Source organism: Parajatrophihabitans canadensis (genome assembly GCF_053764775.1).
Map to the genome: position 1 here is coordinate 4262987 of NZ_CM132445.1, position 23538 is coordinate 4286524.

Genomic DNA, 23538 nt, shown 5'->3' on the forward strand with positions numbered 1-23538 from the left:
TTGAAATGCATCTAATCGGAGACAACGGATCGACCACAGCGAGTCGGATACCGGTGACTCGGCGACACGCCGTCGCATTTCCTCTACGCATTTCGCTGCGAGGTGGTTTGCCCGGCGCACTGGCCACGGCAGTCGACAGCCGCACGAATCGACGACGAGCTAGCTGGAAGACAGACAGGCTTCACTTCGCGAAGATGGAGCCTGGATTCAATATGTTGAGGGGATCCAAAGCACGTTTGATGCGCCAAGAGAGACCCATCACCTCATGGCCGATCTGACTCTCCAACCACGGCCGTTTCAGCCTGCCCACGCCGTGTTCACCTGTGATCGTCCCGCCAAGGCGAATCGCAAGATCCATAATCTCGCCAAATGCAAGCTGGGCTCGTTGTTCCATCATCGGATCTGCCGGGTCAAACACGATCAGTGGATGTGTGTTGCCATCCCCTGCGTGTGCAATCAGCGCGATGAGCACGTCATGCTCGGCCGCGATTTTCTCGATGCCGCTTACCAAGTCTGGTAGTCGAGGTACGGGAACGCCGACGTCTTCGAGAAGCAGCCGCCCACGCCGCTCGACTGCAGGGATAGCCATGCGTCTGACCGTCACAAACGCCTCGCCCTCCTCGGCGTCGTTCGTTGTCAATACCTCGATCGCGTTGTGGTTTATACAGGCTTCATATAGCACCTTAGCTTCAGTGCCGTCGGGATCCCACGAATCGGAACGAGCAACGATGAGCGCCTCCGCCGTTCGGTCAAGCCCCATCTTCAACATGTCCTCGACCGCATTGATCGAGACACGATCCATATACTCAAGCATCGATGGACGAATCTTCGACGCTATCTCCAGTATCGCGGCTGTAGCCTCGGCCGATGTCCGGAACCACGCAGCAATTGTGTGCGATTCAGGCTGAGGGGGCATTAGGCGTAGCGTAATCTCCGTAACAACGCCTAGCGTTCCTTCACTACCGACGAAGAGTTTGGTCAGCGACAACCCTGCGACATCCTTTAGGCGCGAACCTCCGAGGCGGACCACCGCACCGTCGCTTAAGACCACCTCGAGGCCTAGCACATAGTCTGAAGTAACACCGTATTTGACGCAGCACAACCCGCCAGCATTCGTCGCGACGTTGCCACCGATACTGCAGATCTCGAACGAGGACGGATCCGGTGGATACCAAAGGCCAGCATCGGCTGCTGCGCGCTTGACCTCGACGTTCAGCAAGCCAGGCTGCACGACGGCCATCCGGGTTTGCGCGTCTATGCGAATTCCGCGCATCCGCTCAGTGGATAGCACAATGCCGTCCGCCAACGCCGTGGCGCCTCCAGACAAGCCCGTTCCAGCGCCCCGCGGAACTACCGGAACGCGATGCCGGCTGGCCCATCGCAGCGTCTGAACGACGTGATCCGTGGATTCAGCTCGAACGGCTGCCATTGGAATTTCGGCGCCGGGGTCGATAGCACGGTCCCAACGGTACTTATCTAGTCGATCCGGATCGGTCAGCACCATTCCAGGTGGCAAAGCACTGACAAGATCATCGAGAGCACTCATACGCTTACGGGCCTCATCTCTTTCCGTACTTATCGCAGACGTTTCCAACTGATTCGCGACATCGCGGCGTCACAAAGATTGCTACTCAATAGAAACCGCTCCGGTCGTTCTAGCCCGCGCAGAAATGGCGCACTCGGCACGGGCTGCGCGGTCATTGGCAGCCTTGGCCGCAGAACCCACACGAACACAATCAGCTCTAACCGAAAACGGCGGCCTGTGGCTCACGTGGTGCGCCCATGGTCTCGCGGTAGGACGGGGGTTGGCGTCCATCGGTGTCCTTGATCCCGTAGGTGACCGCCAATTCGGCGCCAATTACCGTGTTTCCGGACATACGCATCAGCTCTGGATCGTGGTACATCGAGGCGATAACGTGTCCGCTAAATTCCGGCGACTCAAACTGATCCAACATCGTTCCATAACGGTCCGGATCGGCTCCGATGGCGGCGAGCGTTCTTTCCGTTGTGACGAAACCCATCCACAGAGAGACCGCACAAACATTGTGTGGGCGCAGATCAACCGCCATGTCGGCAGCCAACTTGTCCAGCCCAGCTTTTTGCGCGCCGTAAGCAGGGCCATGGAAGTAGCAAACGCCACCGTAGAACGACGTGTTCACGATTAGCCCGCTCTTCTGTGCGACCATCAACGGGGCGGCGTAGTAACTAGATACGTAGCTGGAACGTAGTCCTACGTCGAGGATCTTAGCTACGGCAACTGGTTTCTCCCAAAACCCCCCGGGGGCAAGGATGCCTTCGTCAACGTGAGCCGCATTGTTGACCAAGATGTCCAGGTGTCCCTCGGTCTCCCCTACGAGGGTGAACAGTCGCTCGACTTCTCTATCGTCCGCATGATCGCACGGTACTGCGATTCCATTGCCGCCGGCCGCCGTTACACAATCAGCAGTTTCCTCAATGGAGCCAGGGTATTCCGCGTGTTGACCACGCCGCGATCGCCCCGTCACATAGACCGTCGCCCCACGAGCCCCCAGCGCGACTGCAATGCCCTTGCCCGTGCCACGGCTAGCGCCTGTTACGACGGCGACCGGACTTGAATCGTTGATGGTCTTCACCCTGTCTACTAGCGCTCGTAGCGAAGCACGCTGCTGCCCGCTAACGCTGGGCCGATCAGCTTCGTCGCCGCGATATGTGCTGGGTGGGCCTCGTACCGCCGGTACGCGGCGTCGTCCGCGAGATCTACGATGAGCACGGCATCGGAGCTGTGCTCCTCGTTGCTTACATCCATCCCGAACTCGAGACTTTGTACATCGGCGATGTCGTCGCCAAGCGCCAGCAGCGATGCGGCGATCTCGGATCTTTGCGCGGGCGACACTGATCCGTCGAACTTAATGGTGACTACATGACGCAACATTGACATCCCTACTGCTCAAAGTTCGATGAAAATACGCGCAATGGCGAAGCCGACGGCACGGGCGTCTTTCGCCGCCCATACCGTCGGTCTACGGCTCGTACGATGTACTCGTCTTCGTTCGGTTGCTTGCTTGCGGGGCGCGGGCCATCGTCAATGGAGATAACGTAAACCAGCCACGCGCGTATCAGCGAGCGAGACTACACCGGTGCAAGGACCGGTAGCCCGAGCAGCTTCGCTGCGTTGTCGTGCATAACCATGCGGATCTCGTCGTCCGAATATCCCTTGAGTCCGTTGAGGAAGTGCCGCGGAACGCGCAGCCCCTCGGGGTGGGGGTAATCCGAACCGAAAAGGATTCGGTCGACCCCAATCGTCTCTTTCAGCTCGATCATGTCCTCCTCGAAGTACGGCGCAACAGTCAAATGGTTGGCTAGGGTTTCGCTGGGCAAATCCTTCAGCGGACCACCCAGCCAGCTGCCGCCCTTCGCCCCCATCTTCGCCGCCTTGTCTGCAAGGCGCATCAGTGGGCGGATCCACGCTGAGCCCCACTCGATCGAAAGCACCTGCACCTTCGGGAAGCGTCCGAAGAGGTTGTGCAGAAGCAGCGCGGCCATGGTGTCCATGATGGGCCGCTCGATTAGGCTGTAGTACATCTGCAACGGCGAATACTGGAACACGGAGCGAACAGGGTCCTCGCTCCAGTGGCTCGCGTACATGTGGTTGAAGTCAGTAAAGTCGATGTGGAAGATGACCTTGACACCGGTGTCTTCGACGGTCTTCCAGAATCGGTCGAAGTAGGGGTCAGCCGGAGACTTCCCGCCGACCGGCCCAGTCTTGACATAGATAAACGGCGAGCCCAACTCGACGACGCGGATGGTCTCCTTGACCGCCCATTCGACATCGAGCGTTGTGATCATCGGGACCGACCAGATTCGACCGTCGCCCCCGTAGCCCCAGTCATCTTCCAACCAGCGGTTGAAGGCGCGGTAGTTCGCGCACAGCGCAGGAACATCATTCTCGAAGTCATGCTCGACCGCCAGCCCAACCGTCGGCAACATGATCTGCGCCTGAATGCCCTGCTCGTCCATCAGTGGATAGCGCGCCTCGCGCATCATCAGTGCGGGGACATCGCGCGGGCGAATCAGCTCGGTCTGCTCGGGCGAGGCCTTGCCCGCGAACATCTCCTCGAACGCGCCCGGAGCCGGAACCGCGTCCGCGAGGTTATTCGGCGTGCCAACGACCAACTTGTCGCCAAGGGCCCACTGGCTGAGGTTCGGATCCTCTGTGGGTACCAGGTGAATAACCTTGTCCCGGAATGCCGGTTCGATATGCCGAGAGAAGCAATCGTCGGGCTCGTAGAAGTGGGTGTCTGAATCGATAAATTTGTAGTCGATTTCGGTCATGTTAACGATCCTCCCTGAACTGATCATTGGTGCGGATGGCTAGGTTGGCGAGCCTTGACCAGCGGTAGGAGATCGACGTTTGGGCCGGCCTGCAGGCTCTCCGGAAACCGCGACGTGCTCGCCTCCGACGTATAGTCGGTATACCGAATACGGTGGCTACGCCGTGCCTCACACTGTAGCCCGCAGTCAGGCGCGTGTACAGGTTTCCGTGAAATTATGAGCCCTCTTCAACATCACGATTCGGTTGCGTCGTCGATCTATGTTCGGGCTGCCGAATTTACCGCCGTGCCGGTGCTTTCTTCCGCTTTGGTCACGCTCGTGAGCGTTATTCTCAGACTGGATCTAGTGCCGCGGCAGGCAGGATCGTGAATTGAACTATGAGCTCACTACCCTGCAATGCCGTCTAGGCAGTGGCGACTTGTTCGAATCTGGGCCTTTCCCGTAGTACACGGCACCTGGGAATTGGCCCTTCGCGACGGATTTCTCGGCATAACAGACTGAGACGGCTCGGTCTCAGTCGTATTCAATTGGCGCAGATAGGATTCCGAGCAACATGGCGGCCATGGCCTCAAAGGCGGGGTTTCAGTCCTTCAGCGATCGAGCGGGCCGCGTCACGGATCACGCTGCCGTAGTCGTGTAGATCTTCGTCCTTCATCTCTTGGCCTGGAGCGATACTTCCGAGTACGGCTACGACTTCGCCGTTCGGGCCAAGGATAGGCGCGGCAACGGCATTTCCACTGCCGTAATATTCGCCACGAGATTCGGCCCAGCCTCGAGTACGGACTAGCTCAAGATCCCTCTTCCACTCGTCGAGATCACTTATCGTATTTTCGGCGAACCTCGGCAGTTCCACCGGTAGCCGGACTGCAGGATCCGCAAAGGCATAGTAAATCTTGCCGAGGCCCCCGGCCGTCGGTGGGAACCTTTGACCGACCCCGACGACCAACTTGAATTGTTGCGTGCCTTCGATCGAATCGATCACTACCGTCGACATATCAGGGAGCGCGCGAGCCAAGAAGGCAGAGAAGGACGTCTGGACCACCCACTGACGGAGGACTGGTCGACCTACGCGGATTACGAACTCTTCGCTGAAAGCTTTGACGCCGACTGCAGTCAGGATGGGGCCCAGGAAGTATTCCTTTGTCGAGTTGTCGCGGCTCAGGTAACCGCCGCTGAGCAGCGTTTGTAAGGTGTCGTGACAAGTACTTGGGTTGAGGCCAAGAGCAACCCTTACCTGATTTCCTCGTGCACACCCGACAGACGCGATGTAATCAAGAATCTTCATCGCCGATAGGACCGCCGGCACCTTGCGATCGCCGTTCGGCTCCGGAGTCGACACTACCGCCACCGCCTGCCCTCTCGTCCATCTTCGCTCAGCCAGTGTAGTGCCTGACTTGCCAGATAAACCCAGCGGTAGCAGGAGTTCAGCGGTCGTCGCCGTGCCGAAGTTAGCGTGAGCCGGCCCGCTCGGCCGTCGCAGTTTGACCGCGTCGCAGTTGGTCGGAGAGCCAAGATTCCAACGCGCAGGCGGCGCGCCGAGTCACTTCGGCCTCCGGAGCCAAAGAAAAAAATCCGTGGGGTGCTCCGGCATAGACGTGGAACTCCGTCTCTACGCCGTCGGCTAAGAGCTGACGCGCTAGGGCGACGCCCTCTTCGTAGAAAAGATCCGCAGAGCCGACCATAAGAAATGTCGGCGGGAGACCCTGCAGATCCACGGCGCGGCTGGCAGCCGCATACTGAGAGACGTCTTCTGATCCGAATAATTCACCGAGGTAGCTCTGCCAAGCGAATGCGTTCGAACGTGCGTTCCAGACCGGCACGTCTTCTGCTCGCTGTACATTTCGGTCGTTTACCATTGGATACGCTAATACCTGCCACTTTATGCCTTGAAGCCCAGCGTGGTCTCGAAGGAAGATCGATAGTGCGGCGGCGAGCCCGCCGCCAGCGCTGAAGCCCGACAAGCCGATCCGATTGGGATCCGCCCGAACCTCGTCATGGTTCTCCCGGATCCAATCAAGCCCAAGCCGGCAATCGTGTAGTGCGGCCGGATACGGATGCTCAGGCGCTAGCGCGTAGTCGACCGATACGACGAGCGAGGCAAACCGATCGCACCACTCTGACAGGCGTCCGTCATCCTGCCGGTACGATCCGCTCACGTAACCGCCACCATGGATCGAATAGATCACAGGCAGCGGACCCGTCGCCCGCGAAGGGGTAAAGATCCGCAAACGTAACGACCTGCTTCCCGGTATATGGACATCGCGGACCTCTACATCGGGGATCGCAACCTGAGCATCCGCCGACCAGTTGTCGATTAGAGATCGATTGTCTCCAAGTGTCTCGGCGCTCAGCTCATCGCCGAAGCCAGACCGACCGATCGCAGCTGCTATCTCTCTGTCTAGCAAATCTCCCTACCTCACTTGAAGACGAAGTGTGGATAATCAGACGCCGCCTCTAAGTCACAGATCGCGCGATACTTCAGCATGCCTCCCATATACGGCAGGTAAACTCTGGGCTTCCCGGGCACGTTTGATCCGAGATACCAGGAGTTGCATGTGCTCCAGGTTCGCACGGATCCATGGGCGGCGGCCGCGACGGTCTCGATCCACGAACTCTGAGCTTCGCTACGGGCCTCCATCGAGCTGAACCCGCTGTCGCGTAGGTACACCAGCATGGAACCGATGACGTCAATGTGCTGCTCGATAGCCGGCAGAAAATTGACATTGGTCGAGGGGCTGCCAGGACCCGTCATCATGAAGAAATTCGGGAATCCACTGATTTGGAGGCCCAGGTAATTCACCGGGCCCAGACTGGCCCACGTGTCGGCGAGCGAGGTGCCCCCGAGACCGCGGATATCGATCTTCGACAGCGCGCCCGTCATGGCGTCGAAGCCCGTCGCAAGGACAATGGTGTCGATGTGGATCGAATCCGCCTCGGCTATTAACGAGTCGCCGCCTTCGCCGACTGAGACTGTCGTCTTCTTCAGGTCGATGAGGTGCACATTCTCACGATTGAATGTCTCGAAATAGTCGATACCCAGAACCTGCCGCTTGCAGCCGATCGGATATTGGGGCAGCAGCGAATCGACAAGTCCATCATCTTCGACTACGGACGCGATCAAGTCCCGAAACATCCCATTGGCGACCAGATTTGCCTCAGGGTCAGTCAACAAGTCTGCCCAAGCCCACGGCCCCGCCCATCCTAACTCTCGCAAAACCTCGGCGCGCTCGTCTGGCGTGCTTTCGAGCAAGCGCCGATCGGGTTGCGGTCCCGTCGCCAGCGGCGGCGGGGCTGTCAAAGCACCGAGTCGCACAGTGCCGATCGGCGAGGCTAGCTGTGCCGCTCGCAGCTCGGGATATTCCTTCTTTAATTGGTCCATCTCGCCTGGCTCTAGCTGTCGATTGTGCGCAGGACGGGCGTAGGCAGCCGAACGCTGAACGATGTAAAGGTTGTCTGCCTGTTGAGCCAGATGCGGAACCATTTGGACACCGGAGGAGCCGGTGCCAAAGATAGCCACGTTCTTTGCGGTGTAGTCGTAGCCTTCTTTCGGGTACGTACCCGATATCAGTACGTCCCCATTGAAGCGCTCAATGCCGTCAATTTGAGGAACTAACGGTTCGGAAAGACCACCGGTCGCAGCGACTACCGTTCGTGTTATTAGGGAGCCGCGAGAATCAGTCCCGATGGTCCAGTACTCACCATCCCATGACGCCGACTTCACTGTTGTTGACAGGTGGATCTGGTCATGCAGCTTCCATCGATCCGCGACAAAGTGGATATACGACTCGATCTCCGGTTGCGCGGCGAAGAGCTCCGTCCACTCCCAATCATCCTGAATTTCGGGATAGCTGTAGCTGTACTCGACGCTCTGAAGGTCGCACCTAGCACCTGGGTAACGGTTCCAAAACCATGTTCCGCCAATATCATCACCACGCTCGAGGATGCACGCATTGAATCCCAAGTCATTCAGTCTGTGGAGCATACCGAGGCCCGAAAACCCTGCTCCAATAACGATCACGTCATAGTCGGGTACTTTGACGATCAGAACCACTTCCTTTCTCCATTTTCAAGCGCTCAGCTCGATCCTTGCGCCCGCAAACTACCGATATGTGTCTGGTGCAGGTAAGTTATCGTGTGTCCGCTTGCGGCCAGTGCTGCATACCAGCGATCCCCTCGGCCATAAGGCCTAGATCAACGCCGTCGGACATGGACTTTCTGAGTTCGCTGACAAGAAGCATCCTCGTCGATCGGAGTGCAACTGTCGGTTTAGCTGCGAGTATTTGAGCGATCTCTCTCGCGCGCGCCAGGACGTTTCCTTTCGGCACGACCTCATTGACCACGCCCAGCTCTTTAGCTTCTTTAGCGCTGAACTCCTGCCCCATGAGCATCATGTAACGGCCACGGTTGAGGCCTATAAGGTGGGGCCAGATCACTTGAATGCCGTCTCCGGGCACAACCCCGTGAACAAAATGGACACGGTCGGCGAACAGAGCATCGTCCGATGCGATGACGATGTCACAGAGCAGCGCCTGCTCCGAATGAATTGTTGCTGGGCCATTAACGGCCGCAATCATCGGTACCTCAATATCCAGGTGGCTCATCACCATCCGGCGACCTACGGTATGAACCCGCTTCCAGCCCTCCGGTGTGATCCAGTTTCCACTGCCAGAGAAGATGCCACCCTCGCTTATGAAGCTCTCGCCGGCGCCTGTGACGATTACGACTCGATTGTCCGAATCGCGCGCGATGCTGTCCCATGCCTCAGCGATTTCTTCGTGAGCGACGAGTCCCCAAACGAGGTCGGAGCCTGCTGTGTGGAACGTGACTTCGAGAATCCCGTGCTCGTCACGTGCGAGGCGCACATGCTCAAACTTATCGACGTACTGATCGAGGTGAACTGGTGCCATCTCATGCCTCCTCGCGAGCGAATGTGACGAGTCGTATCAGTTGGTAGGGGCGAAGATTAGGGCACCGCAGCCGGATAAGGGGGATCCAGACGTCGCAACTGCCGGGCCCAGGGTCGCAATCTGTCGAGATCCGCAGGCGCCCTGCAGCTGACGAACTGCTTCAATGACCTGCGCGCCTCCATGTATGCGGCCCATGCCGAGGGAGCCGCCGCTTGTGTTCAGCGGGCGACGACCCTGAGGCCCCGTTTCGCCCTCCGTCATCAACGACGCTGCCTGGCCGCGCTTTGCGATGCCGAATGCTTCCATCCAGAGCCACGGGAAGTAGACGAATCCGTCGTAGAATTGAAGTACGGTCAAATCTCCGCCGCTCATCTTGGCTTGTTCCAACACCATATTGGCCATGTTCTTTGCAGCATCCTCGAACTCTTCAAGTACGTAGTAATTTCGACGCTTCGGCGGCATTCCAAGGTTGAGATGCGCAACCAGTTGAACTGGTGGTAGTTCCGTACGCGGCGCGTTTTCGCGGCGAGACATGACGATTGCTGCGCTGCCATCCACCGCCATATCGCAGTCGAGCAAAGAGAGCGGGTCTGCGATAGGTTGCGCATTCATGTACTCGTCGTGCGTAATCGGCTTCTCGTAAAAGACCGCGTCTGGGTTTTTGGCTGCGTTCGCCCGATTAGCCACAGCGAAGGCGGCCATGTCGGCACGTGTAGTCCCGTATTCATGCATATAACGGGAATAGATCATTGATGCTTTCACGACCTCGTTACTGAAGCCGTAGGGGCCCGTGAACGCGTCGTCGCCAGACACCGGGCCGGGCTTCACGCGACCGTACTTGCCAGGGGGGTTCCTCATCGAACGCCACACCAGTGCGTAGTCACACGCTCCCGCAGCCAGGGCATTGGCAGCCTCGGCGACAGAGGCCGTGAATGAGCCGCGAGTGAGCGATGTGTGCCACCGAAGGCCGGACAAGCCTAAGGCTTGCGCCATGTAGACCGGGGACGCAATATCCACGCCGTCAAGTGCGCCTGCTCCCGGTCGGGACGGACTCGGGAAGTTTGCAAGGCCGTCAATGTCGTGCACTTTGAGGCCCGCGACGGCGATTGCCTTACGCGCGGCCTCTGCGGAGAGCTGACCGACCGTTTTGGCGGATCTTCGCTGAATCTCCGAGTAAGCAGCACTAACGACCAGGATATCCTTGGGCGAGGTCATGCGGCAGCGCCTCCGTCCTCGTCACTCCGGGGTCTGAAGACGGGCAAGGCGACCGTTCCCGCCATTTCAAATGCCAACTCGACCAAGGTTCCATGCAATACCGGTACATCGATCGCATCGATGATGTTTGTGGGGATCAAAGCATCCGGCGCGTCGTCCAGGGAAACTAGGGCGCACACCAGGGGGAGGCGGTCTTCGAGGCCGGGCAGAATTTCGCTTTTCACCACCGATGCTGAGTGAACAACACCGCGCCCGCTCGTCTCGATCCACTTCAGATCTTGCGACCCGCATTCGAGGCATTCCGGATACGGCGGGAAAACAGTTGCGTCACAACTGATGCATCGCTGAATACTCAGGGTGCCTTGCGCCGCGGCGTCCCAGTATGGCCTCGAGTACTCCTCGAGAACGGGTTCCGATCGAACGGTCACTGTCAGGTCCTTTTACGAAGTCTGTTTCCACGGCCACGTCGGGGTCGGGGTCGCCTTCGCCTACCTGCTGGCCAAGGCCTTCGCTGCTAGCCGTTGGTCTCTACGACGGTGAAGAGTGAACCCGACGACGGGCCCGCATTCGGGGCTCCGAACACCCGAAACCATCTGGTTTCGGTTCGTATCAACGTTAGCGTATCAGGTTAGCGAGTATAATCGTAGAGCAAATGCTCTCACTTTTCATTGCTTGATTCGCTTGTCCGAATAACGTTGAAGGAACGTGTGGGGAGATCGTGACGCTGTGATGCATGTGCTTGAATCAAGTAGAAGTCGCATTCCCCGATGCGGTGCGAACGAGGACAGAGAGATCCTCCGGGCGGAGCAAACCAAAGTGGAAAAGTGTGATCTCATCTATGTGGGACCGTCCGACTTCTGCGAGACCCCGTAAGCCTTGCGGCGAACGGATGTCGAACGGTCCGGCGGCCATCATCCAGTCGGGTGCGAACGCCCGCAGTTCGACATCGGACCCGTTCCGTTGGAACAGTGCCCGATACTCAGCCGCGGCCCGAGCAGCGGCGGCATCGCCGGCGCGCACCAACACGCTGCTGACTAGGCCTGCCGCTCTGTCCACCGACAGAGTGGGAGCCCCGCTCAGCTCCGTGGGGTAGCTAATCGATAAGCCAGTTCCATATTCGCCCGCAACACGGCTGAGCTCAGCCACGAACTGGGCTACCCCGTCGGTCTTCTGATTCAGAAACGTCGCTAGTTCAGGGTCTGATGCGAGAAGGCTCGCCTGCCATTGCGGATCACGTTTGTGCTGAGCATATAAACCAGCGGCGACCCGTCCAGCAGTCCGAGACTGCAACGCGGGCACATCGATGCCTACCGCGACCGCCTGTTCCGTGCAACTACGGCAGAAGCAGAGCCCGAGATTCCACCGCGTGAACGCATCCATTGGCACAAGCACACGGGGGCGGACCATACCGTAGTCGAAAGGAATAAAGCCGCAGGCTTCCAGTCTCACCTCCTCGAGCGGAAATCCCTTGCAGAGCTCACCCACCAGGGTGACGAAGAACTCCACGACATCCTCGTTCAACGGACACACCGCAACGTCGCTTGGATCCCCGGTCGAGAACACGCGAGCGGTATCTGGGTAGTCCTGTGCCATCCACGGCTGAAGCGTTAGCACCGTCCACGCGTTCAACTTCAGTCGATGGCCGGGTATGGCCTCTGCAAGGCGATGCCATCCAGCGGATCCCTCGACGCGAGCGAGTGGGCGGATTCCCGAGAATCGTTCCGCAGCTACGGGAGCGTGCACCTCTCCACGGGGCGAGGAGAACAGGGACATCCGGCGTGGCGAAAATGCTTCTATCGCGTGATAAGCCGAAGCGACATCTATACCCGCAACTCCCAGGTCTTCTAGCTCGCTGAGGATGTCGTGAATACTCGGGACGAGTAGGTCCCACGGATACGTGAACAAACTTATTCGAGCCATCTCCGAGACCTACCTTTGTGAACGGACGCCGCGCCGTGATCTAGCTCGGCGCCTTCCAGACTGGGGTACGCTTCTCAACAAAAGCCGCGATGCCCTCTTCGGCTTCATGTGTTGACGCGGTCACCGTCAGCAGTGCGTGCAACATCGGTAGCACATCCTCGGCCGGCTTCTCCCAGGATTCGTAGAACGCCGTGCGCCCGAGCCGCATTGCCACCGGTGGTTTCGATGCCAAGACGGTAGCGAGCTCGTCCACGGCTGCGTCGAGGTCCGCGTAGGCAACTGCCCGATTAACGAATCCCGCGGTCACGCCCTCGAGCGCAGACATTTTCCGGCCGGTCATTAGGAGCTCTAGGGCGAGCTTTGGTGGCATCGACCGCCGTAACGGCACGCTGATCATATAAGGCCAGATACCTCGGTCGATCTCGGGCGTCGAGAAAACCGCATCGTCGGCAGCGACGATGAAGTCGCATGACAGCGCGAGCCCAAAGCCGCCGGCCAGACAGTTGCCAAAAACGCGAGCAATGATCGGCTTGCCGAGGTCCCACATCTCCTTCATCAACCTCGGCATAGCGCCACGCCCGTCGTGCAGCTCGATAAAGCTCCCGCCCGCGCGCATGCCCGCCAGATCAGCCCCGGTGCAAAAGGCTTTTGAGCCGGCTGCGGAAAGCACCACAACGCGAACCTCATCATCCGCGGAGGCACGCTGGAACGCCAGGGCCAACTCTCGCATCGTCAGCCACGCCAGCGAATTTCCGCGCTCAGGACGATTGATATTGATTCGCGCGATGCTCTTGTTGGTTTCGTAAGTTATTGTTTCATATGTCACGCTGATTCTGCTTTCTTAACTTGATGAAATGGAACGCACTCCAACCCGACCTACCGTCACAGCACAGTGGCAACCCCGTCGCCGAAGTACGTCGCGTGCAGGACGTCCTGGTCAAGACTGGAAGCAGCGCCCTGCCATCGAATTTGGCCGCTGCTAATCACACAAGCGCGGGTTGCAATGGCAAGCGCGCGCTGTACGTACTGCTCAACGATGATCAACGCGACACCGGTACCGGCCAACGCCGCTAATGCCTCAAAAATCTGATCGACGATTACTGGGGCCAGGCCGAGCGAGACCTCGTCGAGCAGTACGACCCGTGGGTCCGAGACGAACGCACGAGACAAGGCAAGCATCTGCTGCTCTCCTCCAGACATCGAACCCGCTTGTTGTCGGAGGCGTTGCCCCAGTTTCGGGAAAGCTACGAGCGCCGGCTCGATTGACAGATCCTTCCGCCACGACGGCACTTGGAGTTCGAGGTTCTCCCGCACGCTCAGCGAGCGGAATATCCCTCGGCCTTCGGGGATCAAGCAAACGCCTGCGCGAACGCGCCGCTCCGCACTGAACCGCGTCGCGTCCTTGCCACCAATATTGACCTTTCCGCCGTTTGTCGGCAGAAGGCCCGCGGCCACCTTCAGGGCTGTGCTCTTTCCCGCTCCGTTCGGTCCGAGGACCGCGATGACCTCTGACGCGGAGATGCGCAGGTTGAAGTCGGACAGCACGACCGAACGGCCGTACCCCGCCTCTACTCCGGACAGATCGAGATCAGCATGTACGACATTCGGATCTGGATCCCTGTCTGTCATGGCAGTTCCTTTCCGCTCAGATGCTTGGTTGGACCTCATTAGGTGGCCGGGACTGCATCCGATCCGAGATAGGCGGCACGAACGGTCACATCCTGCTGGACCTGGACCGGTGTGCCTTCAAAGATCAACTTGCCAAAATCAAGGACGTATATGTAGTCACAAAGGTCCATCACGAGTTCCATGTCATGCTCGACCAAGAGGATGCCAATGCCGCGCGTCCGAACTGCAGTACGCAGCACCGCACCGAATAAGGCAGTTTCCGTCTTGTCAAGTCCTGCGGATGGCTCATCCAGGAGAATGATGTTGAACCGTCCGGCCAGACAACGAGCCAACTCCACTAGGCGCCGTTGCCCGGTGGTGAGAGACCCAACCGTGCGGTCGGCAAGATTTGCCACCCCGCAAAGTGCCAACGCCTCATCTGCTCGCCTTTGAATTAGCTTGTTTTCACCACGCGCGGAAAAGAACTGTCGTAGTGGGTGCGCGCCGGCCAAGTGACCTTCGTATCCGGCAGATACGTTCTGCTCCACCGTGAGTGAGTCGAAGAGCTCGGGCTGCTGGAACGTTCTGCCAATGCCGAGCCTCGCGCGCCTCGGAAGACCGACCCTAGAGATATCGTGTTCGCCCCACCAGACTGAACCTGACTGCGGCGTCGCAATGCCCGAGAGCACGTTGAAAGTTGTCGTCTTACCCGCTCCGTTAGGGCCGATCAGTCCAACGATGGCGCCTGCCTTTGCGGATAGCTGCACATCATCAACGGCTACGAGTCCGCCAAATGCGACTCGTATTCCCTTACCAGTGATACGGGAGGTCTGTGGCACCAGAATGTCTGACCGGGTCGTCCGTATCCCGTTCATCCCGTCGACGGTGCTACCAGGAACGACTTGCGCTGATATCGGCTGTAGGACAGCTGAGTCGGTGGGTGACTTCGCCCGCGGCCGGCGAAATCTCGGCTCAATCCCAAGGGCGCCCGCGACTGCCGCGACGCCGAACACGATTTGCAGGTAGTCGGCTGCGTCTGGACTGGCGATATACCCCGGGATGACGATTAGCCCTAGGCCAGCCACTACGGCGTTCCAAGGCGAGCTGCCAACGGCAATCATTATGACCGCGACGTAGACGAGGGAGTTGAATGGATCGAAGTCCGTTCCTGATACGAAGGTCAGCGATGATCCCATAAGAGCACCGGATATTCCGGCGATACCCGCCGATATACAGAAGGCTAGCAAACGAAGCAAATCAACATTTACGCCTGAGGTTGAGAGTCCGACGGGAGAGTCCGACATTCGCATGAGGGAACGCCCGAAGCGGCCTCTGCCCAGGGCGACGATGGAAATACCAACAAGAACGACTATCACTAATACGACGTAATAGAACCCCTTATCGGAGTCCACACTCAGCCAGTCAAGATGGGGCCGCGGCACCATAAGACCACCTGTTGATGGGCCAAACATAAGGTTCGAGCTATAGAACATATAGTTCAATGTCAGACCGAAGCCCAGGGTAGCGAGTGCAAGATAGAGCCCGTTGAGCCGTATGGCGGGAATCGCTATAAAGGCCCCAAATGGTACCGTGGCGAGACCTGCCAGTAGCAAAGCCACTATCCACGGCACGTGTACTTCGGTGAGCAATCGGGAAAAGACGACCGCGCCGATTGCTGCGAAGCCAACTTGGCATAAAGATATCTGACCAGATGTGCGCACCAGGAGTCCCAGCGACATGAAGAGCACGACCGCTATCAGGCCCGACGTCCAGATGACAAGGTGGGCCGATACGACGACAAGGGGCACGATAGCCAACGCTGGAATAACGATGACGGATATCAGGGCCTGCATAGCGAGTGGAGAGGTGGTTGCAGGCCGCTGACGCATGCGTGGGCCGCTTCTCGACAGCATCGGGGCCCGGGGCGACGTCAGGAGAATGACGAACAGAAGTACGAACGGCAGACTCGAGGGAAGGCTTCCCAGGATGGAAGTTGAACTGAAGTACTTCGTGGCGACTGAGCCGCACACGCCGACGATGATGCCGCCTACCCAGGTCATCGGCAAGTTGGAGAATCGCCCGACTGCGGCCGCGCCGAACGCCTGCACCACGAGGAGCGTTAACGAGGACGCCTGCAGGCTCACATTCGGGGCAAGCAAGATCCCGGAGAGCACGGCCAGGCAACTTCCCGCAATCCATGCATACCGTCGGACAGTCGTCGGGCTCGTACCCGTGATTGAGAGCAATGCTGGGTCATCCACGACCGCCCGCATCGCGCTTCCGACGCGCGACACTCGAAAGAAGACGAATAGCGCGACCGCGATAACCACCGACAGAACAAAGATGATGAGGGACTCGTACGACACCCGGGTACCGAATAGATTGAACGTTTCGCGCGGTAGAAAATGATCGACGGTTCGCGTTTCACTCCCGTAGAGCAGCTGGTAACTCGCCTCGATGACGAGCAAGATTCCGATGGTCGCTGTTATCTGCCACACGAGGGAGGTAGCGGCGACGCGGCGAGCGATTAGTTCAAGCGCGATACCAAGCGCTGGCCCGACGATAAGCACGGCCAGGGCGGCCGAAACACCCCAACTGAGATTGACCTGAACGAATAAGCCATAGAAGGTATACGCACCCACCGCCGCCAACGCACCGTAGGCGAAGTTGAAGATTCCAGAAGTCTTGTACGTAAGCACGAGACCGATGCCGGCCAGTCCGTAGATCGAGCCTGCCACCAGTCCGGAGACGATGAAGGGTAGTAGTGAGCTCATCGATTTCACCTATAGCGATCGGTTGAACGGGAAGGTCGTTATCTGCGAGGTGCCACCTAAGCGGTGCGTGCGGGCCCGGGGATTTGTTCACTCCCCCGGCCCGCCTCGGCATCGCCTTTAGGTGGAATTACGGCCGCAAAAGTTACGGGGCGCAGTTCGTGTTCATACCGTCTGGCTCGGACCACTGGCCGGATTTGATACCAATAAGGAAGCCGCATTTGATGTCCGCGACCTGGCCCTTTGAGTAGGTCAGCGGCGGCGCCAGACCCTGCAGGGTCTCTCCCTTGAAGCTGTAGAGACCGTTTAGGATGTCGGCCGAACTTGGCTTGTCTGGTGATCCATCCGCCGTATAGGCCGCCTCGAATAGCTTTCCAGCGGCCCAGGCTTGCATGGATGCCGCGTTCACCTTAGAGCCAGAAGCGTAGGTTGCCATAGCGGTTGCGAATTCCTTCGTCGCCGGCGTTGAGGTGTCGTACCACGGAGCGTTACTCTCGGCTCCGATGAGTCCTTCCCAGGCTTTATCCTTCAGCATCGCGTCGCCTGGCGTGCCGGCGTACGTGATCTGCCGCGGGAGGAAGCCCTGCTGCTCACAGGACGCCGCAAAGCGGACGACGACATCCGTAACATCCTGGATCAACATGCCATTCGCCTTAGCATCCCGTGCTGCGAGACACTGAGAAGTGAAGTCAGTTGAGGACTCGGAGAAGGCGCCCGACCACACCACCTTGGAGTCCGACTTCGCCGCTGCGGAGGCCGCAAAATCGACGCCTTGTTTGCATGCTGGAGTAGCTGAGCAATATGGGACGCCGATCTGATCGGCGCCGAGACCATGTGCGGCTTTGAACGCGACCGCAAGTAGGTTCGCGAGGGTCGTCCCGCTGGGGAAGAACAGCGGACTCGTAGAAAACTCGCCTAAATTATGACCGCCTAGCACCGGGACATTCTTGCTCTGCAAGAAAGTCGCCCACTGGGTATCGAATCCCGACCAGTCGTTTAGGACAGCGACGATACCCTCCTGGTCGACGAGTTCTTTCGCCGCTGCGATGGCAGTGGACCCTGTCGTCTTGTCGTCCTTGACTATGAGCTTGACGGGATGACCGTTGAGGCCACCGTGAGCGTTCACGTTGCAAGCCCACGCCTTGATCGCTGCAAGCGCTGGACCAGTGGTTGCCTCGGCTTGCCCGCTGTAGCTCCCGATGGTGCCGACAACGATCGTGCTCTTTGTGGCTGTTGGCGAGCCATTACAGTTCCCGGCCCCTCCGCTTGCCGAGGGATTACCCAAGGCCTCAGCAGTTGGTTTTGAGTCCGAAGAACATGCAGCCAGTAAGCCCGCAGCGATCAGGCAGACAAGCGTTATTGCACCGGTCCGGCTGTGTTTGCGTCTCGCCGGCCACTTAGGGGCAGATGACATCGCGATCTCTCTTCCTGGAAGTGGGATGTTTTGTCCGGTTCAACGACTGAATGGGTTAACGCACGTTCCCATAAAGCCTCTAAGCCATGTGATTGCGATCGGCACAGTTGCATTAAGCCCGCGAGCCTTTTGTCTCGCGGCCCAATAACGCCGATTTATTCGTCAGTGCTACTGCGAGTGCTCTACGCGAGAGTGGGAACGCCATTTTTCTGGTACTCGCGCATTGCGGCGCGTGCCCACTCAACATCGTCGTCGCGGAACTGTCGTGCGGAAGGAATGTCAATGCCATAAACCCTGGCCGCGTTATAGAATAAGATCTTGTTCTTGATCGCCGGCGTCAGGGCGGGATACCCGTACCGTTCCTGAAGCTCGGCTGGAATTTGGAACGCTCGGAACGCATCGATCAAGGGCTGCGTTGGGCCAAACCAGATGCTGTCTGTGCCCCACACAATGTTGTCCTCACCCACAGCCAGCAACAGTTTGCCGAGCACGTGGGCAGCTTCGATCGGCCTTTTGATCACAACGAACCACGTCGCACCAATTTCGGCGTACACATTAGACCCCGGTGAAACGCCCGCGTTGCGGAGCGACTTCACCAGTCGGTTGGTGCCGAGATCGGACACCTCTTCGCTATAAGGGCCTTCTTTGTAGTAGTCCGCAAATGGCGGTTCCATGCCTGAGTGGTAGATCAGGAACGTAATGTCTGGGTAGGCCTTAGCAGCGGGTCCTACGTCCCGCGGAGATCCACTCGGCGCAAGCTGACTCATCCCCTTGTGGGCGCATACGAGGCGCGGCCCGACCTCCATGACGCGGTCGAGGAAGGCCGCCCCCGTCTCGTCGTCATCGAGCATCCATGAATTGGTGTGGTCCCACTCGTTTCGGTTTGAGTCTGTTAGCTCACCGAGGGTGTAGACCTTCCAGCCCACGGTCTGGAACCGCTCGGACCAGCCCGCCATGGCCTCGAGATCGCCAGGGTTCTTCGGGCGTACAACGGTGTGGTTGAGAAGGCGCCCAGCGCCGCCGAGGCGCTCGGTGAGTTCACGGGTTGCAGCCATCTCGTCGTTACGCAGGAAGTAGTGACCGCTGTTGCCGGGAGCAGATGTGAGCACGGCGACCGCCGTCTCACTCTCGACGAACAGGCATCTGAAGTACTCGTCCATCCAGAACTGCTGCGGGTTGTCCGCCCACCATGTGGGACCGGCGATCTTGCGGAACTCAGCCAAGAATCCGTGCATCGTCTCGTTCTGCACACCGGGTGCTATGAAGTGTGACTGAACATCAATGACCGGAACGTCGCTGTTGAATACCTCGGCGGCAGCGTCACGATCCGTCTCGGCTGCTTGGGGAACGTTGTAGAACGCTCCGCCGTGCTCCTGATTCAGGGCGCGGAGTCCGGCGGCGGTACCGAGCCTGCTCGCCGCCCATTCCCGGTGGCTGACTCCCAATTTAGGCGCGATGGCCTCTCCGCGTTCGGCTACATTGGCGGCGCCACGCAGATCGTGCTTGGTGAGAGGAACCGCAGCGAACTCCTCGGTGTGAAGGTTTTGCAGGATCGATGGAGTGCCGATTTCATTCGCCATCGTACGTATCTCCTCTGTCTGATTGGATCAGCCACCGTCGTGCCCCGTCGGTAGCCCCATGTTTCGCGTGACGTTATCGATAGGGGTGGTGCGCCAACCCAGTCTGATTTATCGCGGGGTTCGCCCTGCTAGTGGCCAAATTATATTCGTGATAGCGAATAGTGAACGCTGGGTTTCGGCTACGTTGCGCGACACTACACCCGGAAAACTTGCCCTGTAAAGCGTTTTGACGGTAACAATTCGATCCCTATGGACGATGATCGATTCGGCGCACCGAATAAACGCTTGGCTGGCATGACTGCGATTTAGGCCCCGGCTGGATGACCGACTTCGCCAGCGATGGCTCACGGCTTGGCCTCGGTCTTGCCCTCCTACGCAGCGGGTGGGCCGTCTGCTCGAATTCGTCGAGAGGCGAATCTGAGGCCAAAGGCGGGGACGCCGCGTGAGAGACACGCGGACTGGGAGTTGCTAGGGCATGACCGGTCCGCGACGCAGGTGGTGATTATTGTCTGCAGTATGAGGGGAATGTCCCGGCAAGCGAAAACTCTTACCGGTTTCCGGCAATCGAAATCTGTCCATCTCTATCGACGTATGGGCGGGAATCTCGCAGCGCGGATTCGGCCTTCGCTGCCGCGCGATTCTCGTGTCCATACTTCGCCTTTGCGGGCACGCGGTCAGGCACTCCTCAGCGTCGAGGACTCGGCCCTAGCTCGTTCGGCGAGCCGCTGGATCGCGGCCGCTGAATGGCTGCTTTCGGCACGCGGCCAGGAACGCGACCGCGACACCGGTGTCGCGGGTTCGAGCCCCCGTCACCCGATTTTGTTTTGGCCATGAGAAGACCCCGCCGTCGAGGCCGAGCAGCGTGTCGTAGTCACGGAGGGGGCCCCCTTTCGACGTCCGACTCCAGGACCGGTCGCGCCACCCGAGCCGCTCGCGAGAGCCTCGGCAGCGGCGAGGTATTCGGGGTCGTCGATCTTCTCGTGTTTGGCCAAGACCCGTTCGTGGTTGGCGACGACCCTGCCGTCGCCGAACTCCCTGATCCCTCGTGTGTGTGGTGATCTCAATGCACCGCCCGGCCTCGAGCGCTGCATTGAATAGTCGTTGTTGTCAGGCGGATGCCGTGATCGCGCGGCAGTCGCTGCGATGACCGCCAGCCGAGCACGGGTGGCAGGGTCAGCATCGCCTGCCTGTCGGCCTCGAGCCGCAGGCCGGTGGGCAACCGATCCTGGGGTGTCTGACGGTAGTCGGCCCGGACCGGCCAGCGCTATAGCCGGGTGTTGAAGTTCGCTGGCGAGACACGCAACGCCGCGATCAACTGCCACCAGCCAGCGAAACGATCTTCGGCGTTAGGCGTCGGAATCGACATCGCGGAGACCAGCGCGCATATCCGCTCTTACGGTCAACACCGGCAACTGCCTAGGCGTGCTGTGACGATCTAAGTCGACTGGCACCCGGATGTCGGGAACAGAAATCACGCTGCCCGATCTCCGCGGCTCACAGGTTTCGGGAAACTGGTCATATTTCGGTTGCCCAACGGTAGTTCGCTTTCGCTTGCCAGCGACTAGGAAGGGGCACGGTTCGCAAACGAAATCGTCTCCCCCGCTCAGCGGCGTCGCGCTCTCCCGCGGACGAGTGCAAGCGATCCGTCCGTCATCACTCGGATCGACGGTGAGGCAGGCTCAGCTGATGGGAGCTAAGCAACCACCTTGCGCTTCCTTCAGCGAAGAACCGCGCCCGCATCCACGGGTAGCGCCGTACCCGTGATGTACCGACCGTCCGACGAAGCGAGAAACAGCACCGCGTTGCTGACATCACGAGCGTCAACCCAGGGCGTCGGAAGCAGATTCATACTCTGGGCGACTTTGCTGAAGTCGTCTATGGTCGGTTGGTCCAATTCAGGGCTGAATAGCCGAAACATTTGTTCGTTGATGATCATGGGTGTGTGCACTTGCGTCGGATGGATGCTGTTGACACGAATACTGTGCTCGGCCAACTCGGATGCCAGGCTCCTCATCAGCCCTACAACACCCGTCTTAGCAGCGACATAGTGCGAAATGTTTGGCTGTCCTTTGAGGCCGGCGGATGAACTGATCATGATGATCGATCCGCCAGACCCGCCTTCGATGATGTGTGGGATGCCGGCCCTGGCCGTGCTCCAAACGCCCGTGAGGTTGACATCGATCATGGTGCGCCATACTTCAGGTGGCATCTCGTGGGTCTTCCAAGGCAAGGTTCCTATGCCCGCGTTGGCGACTACTATGTCCAGACGTCCGAGCTGTCTTACCGCATCGTTGACGACCTGGGCAAGCTCTTCCACATCACGCACGTCGGTCCGCGCGGTGATAATCGTGCCGCCGCCTTGCCTGACCAGCCGAGCCGTTTCATCAAGGTCTTCCTGCGTGGCGAGGTCGTATGGAAGATGCGAGACAGGCCGGCCGACGTCGACAGCGATGACAGCCGCTCCCTCTTCAGCAAGGCGCAGCGCATGAGCCCTACCCTGGCCGCGAGCAGCACCGGTTACTAGGGCGACTTGCCCTGCTACCCGTCCTTGCCCTCCGACGAGAGTCTTGCCTTCCCACCCGGTTGTACTATCCATATCTTCCCCTATCTCAACGGTTTAACCGGAAAGGACTAATCGCGCCGATATCGAAGCTGCACGCACCGACTCTCAGCCGGTACCGGCGGCGTCCGGCTTAACAGCCGGCGATCAAAACCGACGTTTCCTCATTAGTCCAAGACGTTTCCGCATCAGTCCAAGACGTTTCCGGATCAGTCCAAGCTGAGGGGGTCCCGGAATCCCAGACGCTCGATCTGGAGAAAATTGATGGTCTCGTAGGCAACGCTCAGCTCGAGACTGCCGTTGAGCTGGTCGACGACGCGACGGTTGATAATCTGTTTCGTCCAAGCTAAGGCATACGCTGATTTACTCAGCAGACGCTGTACCAAATCGTCCACCGCGTCGTCGAGCAACTCTGCGGATACAGCCGCATTGATGCAATGCATTGCGGCCAGCTGTTCACCAGTCATATCGGTCGAGAGCATCAAATACTCTTTGGCCTTGACGGGGCTCATGAATAGTGGCACCAACGCACCCGCGCCATCGCCTGGAACCATCCCGAACGGAGGACCGATCGGTGTGCCCGCCGACGACGTGACCTCGCCTTGGCCGAGGTGCATGTCATTAAATTTGGCGTCCGCTCGAGCGAGGATGAAATCAGAGCCGAAGGCTATGCTCTGGCCAAAGCCGATCGCGTCGCCGTTCACCTTTGCGACGATCGGCTTCTCGATTTCAGCCATCAGCCGATTAGTACGGACGTTTCCCATCATCATCGTCCAAGCCCCTTTGGGGTCAGCAAGGCGATAGCTCGCTCCTTCCCGAGGGAAGTTCTTTGCTTGCGGCGTCACCAAGAACTCGCCATCGATTGCTCCACAGATGACGATGACTCGAATACCGTGGTCTTCCCGCAGGTCGGTCAGCGCGGCGCCGAGGTCCCAGTGGATATCCGGCTGCGGCCGCACCTCTAGAAGCTCCTCGAGGCGCCTGAGCTTGATCGTCGCAACCTGCCCCTCGCGTATTACCTGCAACGAAGAAAACGTCCGCATGGCGACTCCTAGTGAAAGATGGGCAACGGTTCTCGCCCGGGGATATCGAGCGGCCCCCGCCTCGCGCAGGGAAGCGCCTGGCGGATAACGGGGCAGGATAGAAACGCGCCGTGGTTCGCGCTCAACATAACCTGGGGCGCCCGACCTCGCAATACGCGATTTATTCTGTCTAGCGAATAACTACTGCCTGCGCTGCAGGCCTGTAGCCT

General features: G+C 59.1%; 18 protein-coding genes. All 18 read right to left on the reverse strand.

What is annotated here, in order from left to right:
- Nucleotides 1–181 precede the first annotated feature (181 nt).
- Nucleotides 182–1546 carry an FAD-linked oxidase C-terminal domain-containing protein gene (locus ACSMXN_RS20530; protein WP_022915453.1) on the reverse strand — a complete coding sequence of 455 codons (1365 nt, stop codon included), beginning with the start codon at nucleotides 1544–1546 and terminating at the stop codon, nucleotides 182–184.
- A gap of 196 nt (nucleotides 1547–1742) precedes the next feature.
- On the reverse strand, nucleotides 1743–2612 hold the full coding sequence (locus ACSMXN_RS20535) for an SDR family NAD(P)-dependent oxidoreductase (RefSeq protein ID WP_022915452.1): 870 nt from the start codon (nucleotides 2610–2612) through the stop codon (nucleotides 1743–1745).
- Nucleotides 2613–2620: 8 nt separating this feature from the next.
- On the reverse strand, nucleotides 2621–2917 hold the full coding sequence (locus ACSMXN_RS20540; protein WP_022915451.1) for a Dabb family protein: 297 nt from the start codon (nucleotides 2915–2917) through the stop codon (nucleotides 2621–2623).
- Between the two features lie 191 nt (nucleotides 2918–3108).
- Complete coding sequence (locus tag ACSMXN_RS20545) at nucleotides 3109–4311, reverse strand: amidohydrolase family protein (RefSeq protein WP_022915450.1); 1203 nt, start codon at nucleotides 4309–4311, stop codon at nucleotides 3109–3111.
- A 568-nt stretch (nucleotides 4312–4879) separates the two neighbouring features.
- Complete coding sequence (locus tag ACSMXN_RS20550) at nucleotides 4880–5650, reverse strand: IclR family transcriptional regulator (protein ID WP_155958548.1); 771 nt, start codon at nucleotides 5648–5650, stop codon at nucleotides 4880–4882.
- Nucleotides 5651–5759: 109 nt separating this feature from the next.
- Nucleotides 5760–6716 carry an alpha/beta hydrolase gene (locus tag ACSMXN_RS20555; RefSeq protein ID WP_022915448.1) on the reverse strand — a complete coding sequence of 319 codons (957 nt, stop codon included), beginning with the start codon at nucleotides 6714–6716 and terminating at the stop codon, nucleotides 5760–5762.
- An 11-nt stretch (nucleotides 6717–6727) separates the two neighbouring features.
- Complete coding sequence (locus ACSMXN_RS20560; RefSeq protein ID WP_022915447.1) at nucleotides 6728–8362, reverse strand: flavin-containing monooxygenase; 1635 nt, start codon at nucleotides 8360–8362, stop codon at nucleotides 6728–6730.
- A 76-nt stretch (nucleotides 8363–8438) separates the two neighbouring features.
- Nucleotides 8439–9218, reverse strand: a complete 780-nt coding sequence (locus ACSMXN_RS20565; protein WP_022915446.1) for an enoyl-CoA hydratase/isomerase family protein — start codon at nucleotides 9216–9218, stop codon at nucleotides 8439–8441.
- A gap of 36 nt (nucleotides 9219–9254) precedes the next feature.
- Nucleotides 9255–10433, reverse strand: coding sequence for a thiolase family protein (locus ACSMXN_RS20570; protein WP_022915445.1), 1179 nt, complete (start codon nucleotides 10431–10433; stop codon nucleotides 9255–9257).
- A complete protein-coding gene (locus tag ACSMXN_RS20575) occupies nucleotides 10430–10861 on the reverse strand; it encodes a zinc ribbon domain-containing protein (protein ID WP_022915444.1) in 432 nt (143 codons plus the stop codon). Before ACSMXN_RS20575 ends, ACSMXN_RS20570 begins: the two co-directional genes overlap by 4 nt.
- Before the next feature lie 316 nt (nucleotides 10862–11177).
- The gene (locus ACSMXN_RS20580) at nucleotides 11178–12353 is read right to left on the reverse strand and encodes a hypothetical protein (protein ID WP_155958547.1); all 1176 of its coding nucleotides are present in this window, start codon (nucleotides 12351–12353) and stop codon (nucleotides 11178–11180) included.
- A gap of 40 nt (nucleotides 12354–12393) precedes the next feature.
- Nucleotides 12394–13179, reverse strand: a complete 786-nt coding sequence (locus ACSMXN_RS20585; RefSeq protein WP_022915442.1) for an enoyl-CoA hydratase-related protein — start codon at nucleotides 13177–13179, stop codon at nucleotides 12394–12396.
- 56 nt (nucleotides 13180–13235) lie between these two features.
- Nucleotides 13236–13982: a branched-chain amino acid ABC transporter ATP-binding protein gene (locus ACSMXN_RS20590; RefSeq protein WP_035944733.1), complete on the reverse strand. Its 747-nt coding sequence runs from the start codon at nucleotides 13980–13982 to the stop codon at nucleotides 13236–13238.
- 38 nt (nucleotides 13983–14020) lie between these two features.
- A complete protein-coding gene (locus tag ACSMXN_RS20595; RefSeq protein WP_022915440.1) occupies nucleotides 14021–16735 on the reverse strand; it encodes a branched-chain amino acid ABC transporter permease/ATP-binding protein in 2715 nt (904 codons plus the stop codon).
- Nucleotides 16736–16877: 142 nt separating this feature from the next.
- A complete protein-coding gene (locus ACSMXN_RS20600; protein WP_081649354.1) occupies nucleotides 16878–18146 on the reverse strand; it encodes an ABC transporter substrate-binding protein in 1269 nt (422 codons plus the stop codon).
- Nucleotides 18147–18328: 182 nt separating this feature from the next.
- The gene (locus tag ACSMXN_RS20605; protein ID WP_022915438.1) at nucleotides 18329–19726 is read right to left on the reverse strand and encodes an amidohydrolase family protein; all 1398 of its coding nucleotides are present in this window, start codon (nucleotides 19724–19726) and stop codon (nucleotides 18329–18331) included.
- Between the two features lie 1717 nt (nucleotides 19727–21443).
- Entirely contained in the window at nucleotides 21444–22322 is an 879-nt protein-coding gene (locus ACSMXN_RS20610; RefSeq protein WP_022915436.1) for a mycofactocin-coupled SDR family oxidoreductase, read from the reverse strand.
- Between the two features lie 173 nt (nucleotides 22323–22495).
- On the reverse strand, nucleotides 22496–23329 hold the full coding sequence (locus ACSMXN_RS20615) for an enoyl-CoA hydratase/isomerase family protein (RefSeq protein WP_022915435.1): 834 nt from the start codon (nucleotides 23327–23329) through the stop codon (nucleotides 22496–22498).
- Nucleotides 23330–23538 lie beyond the last annotated feature (209 nt).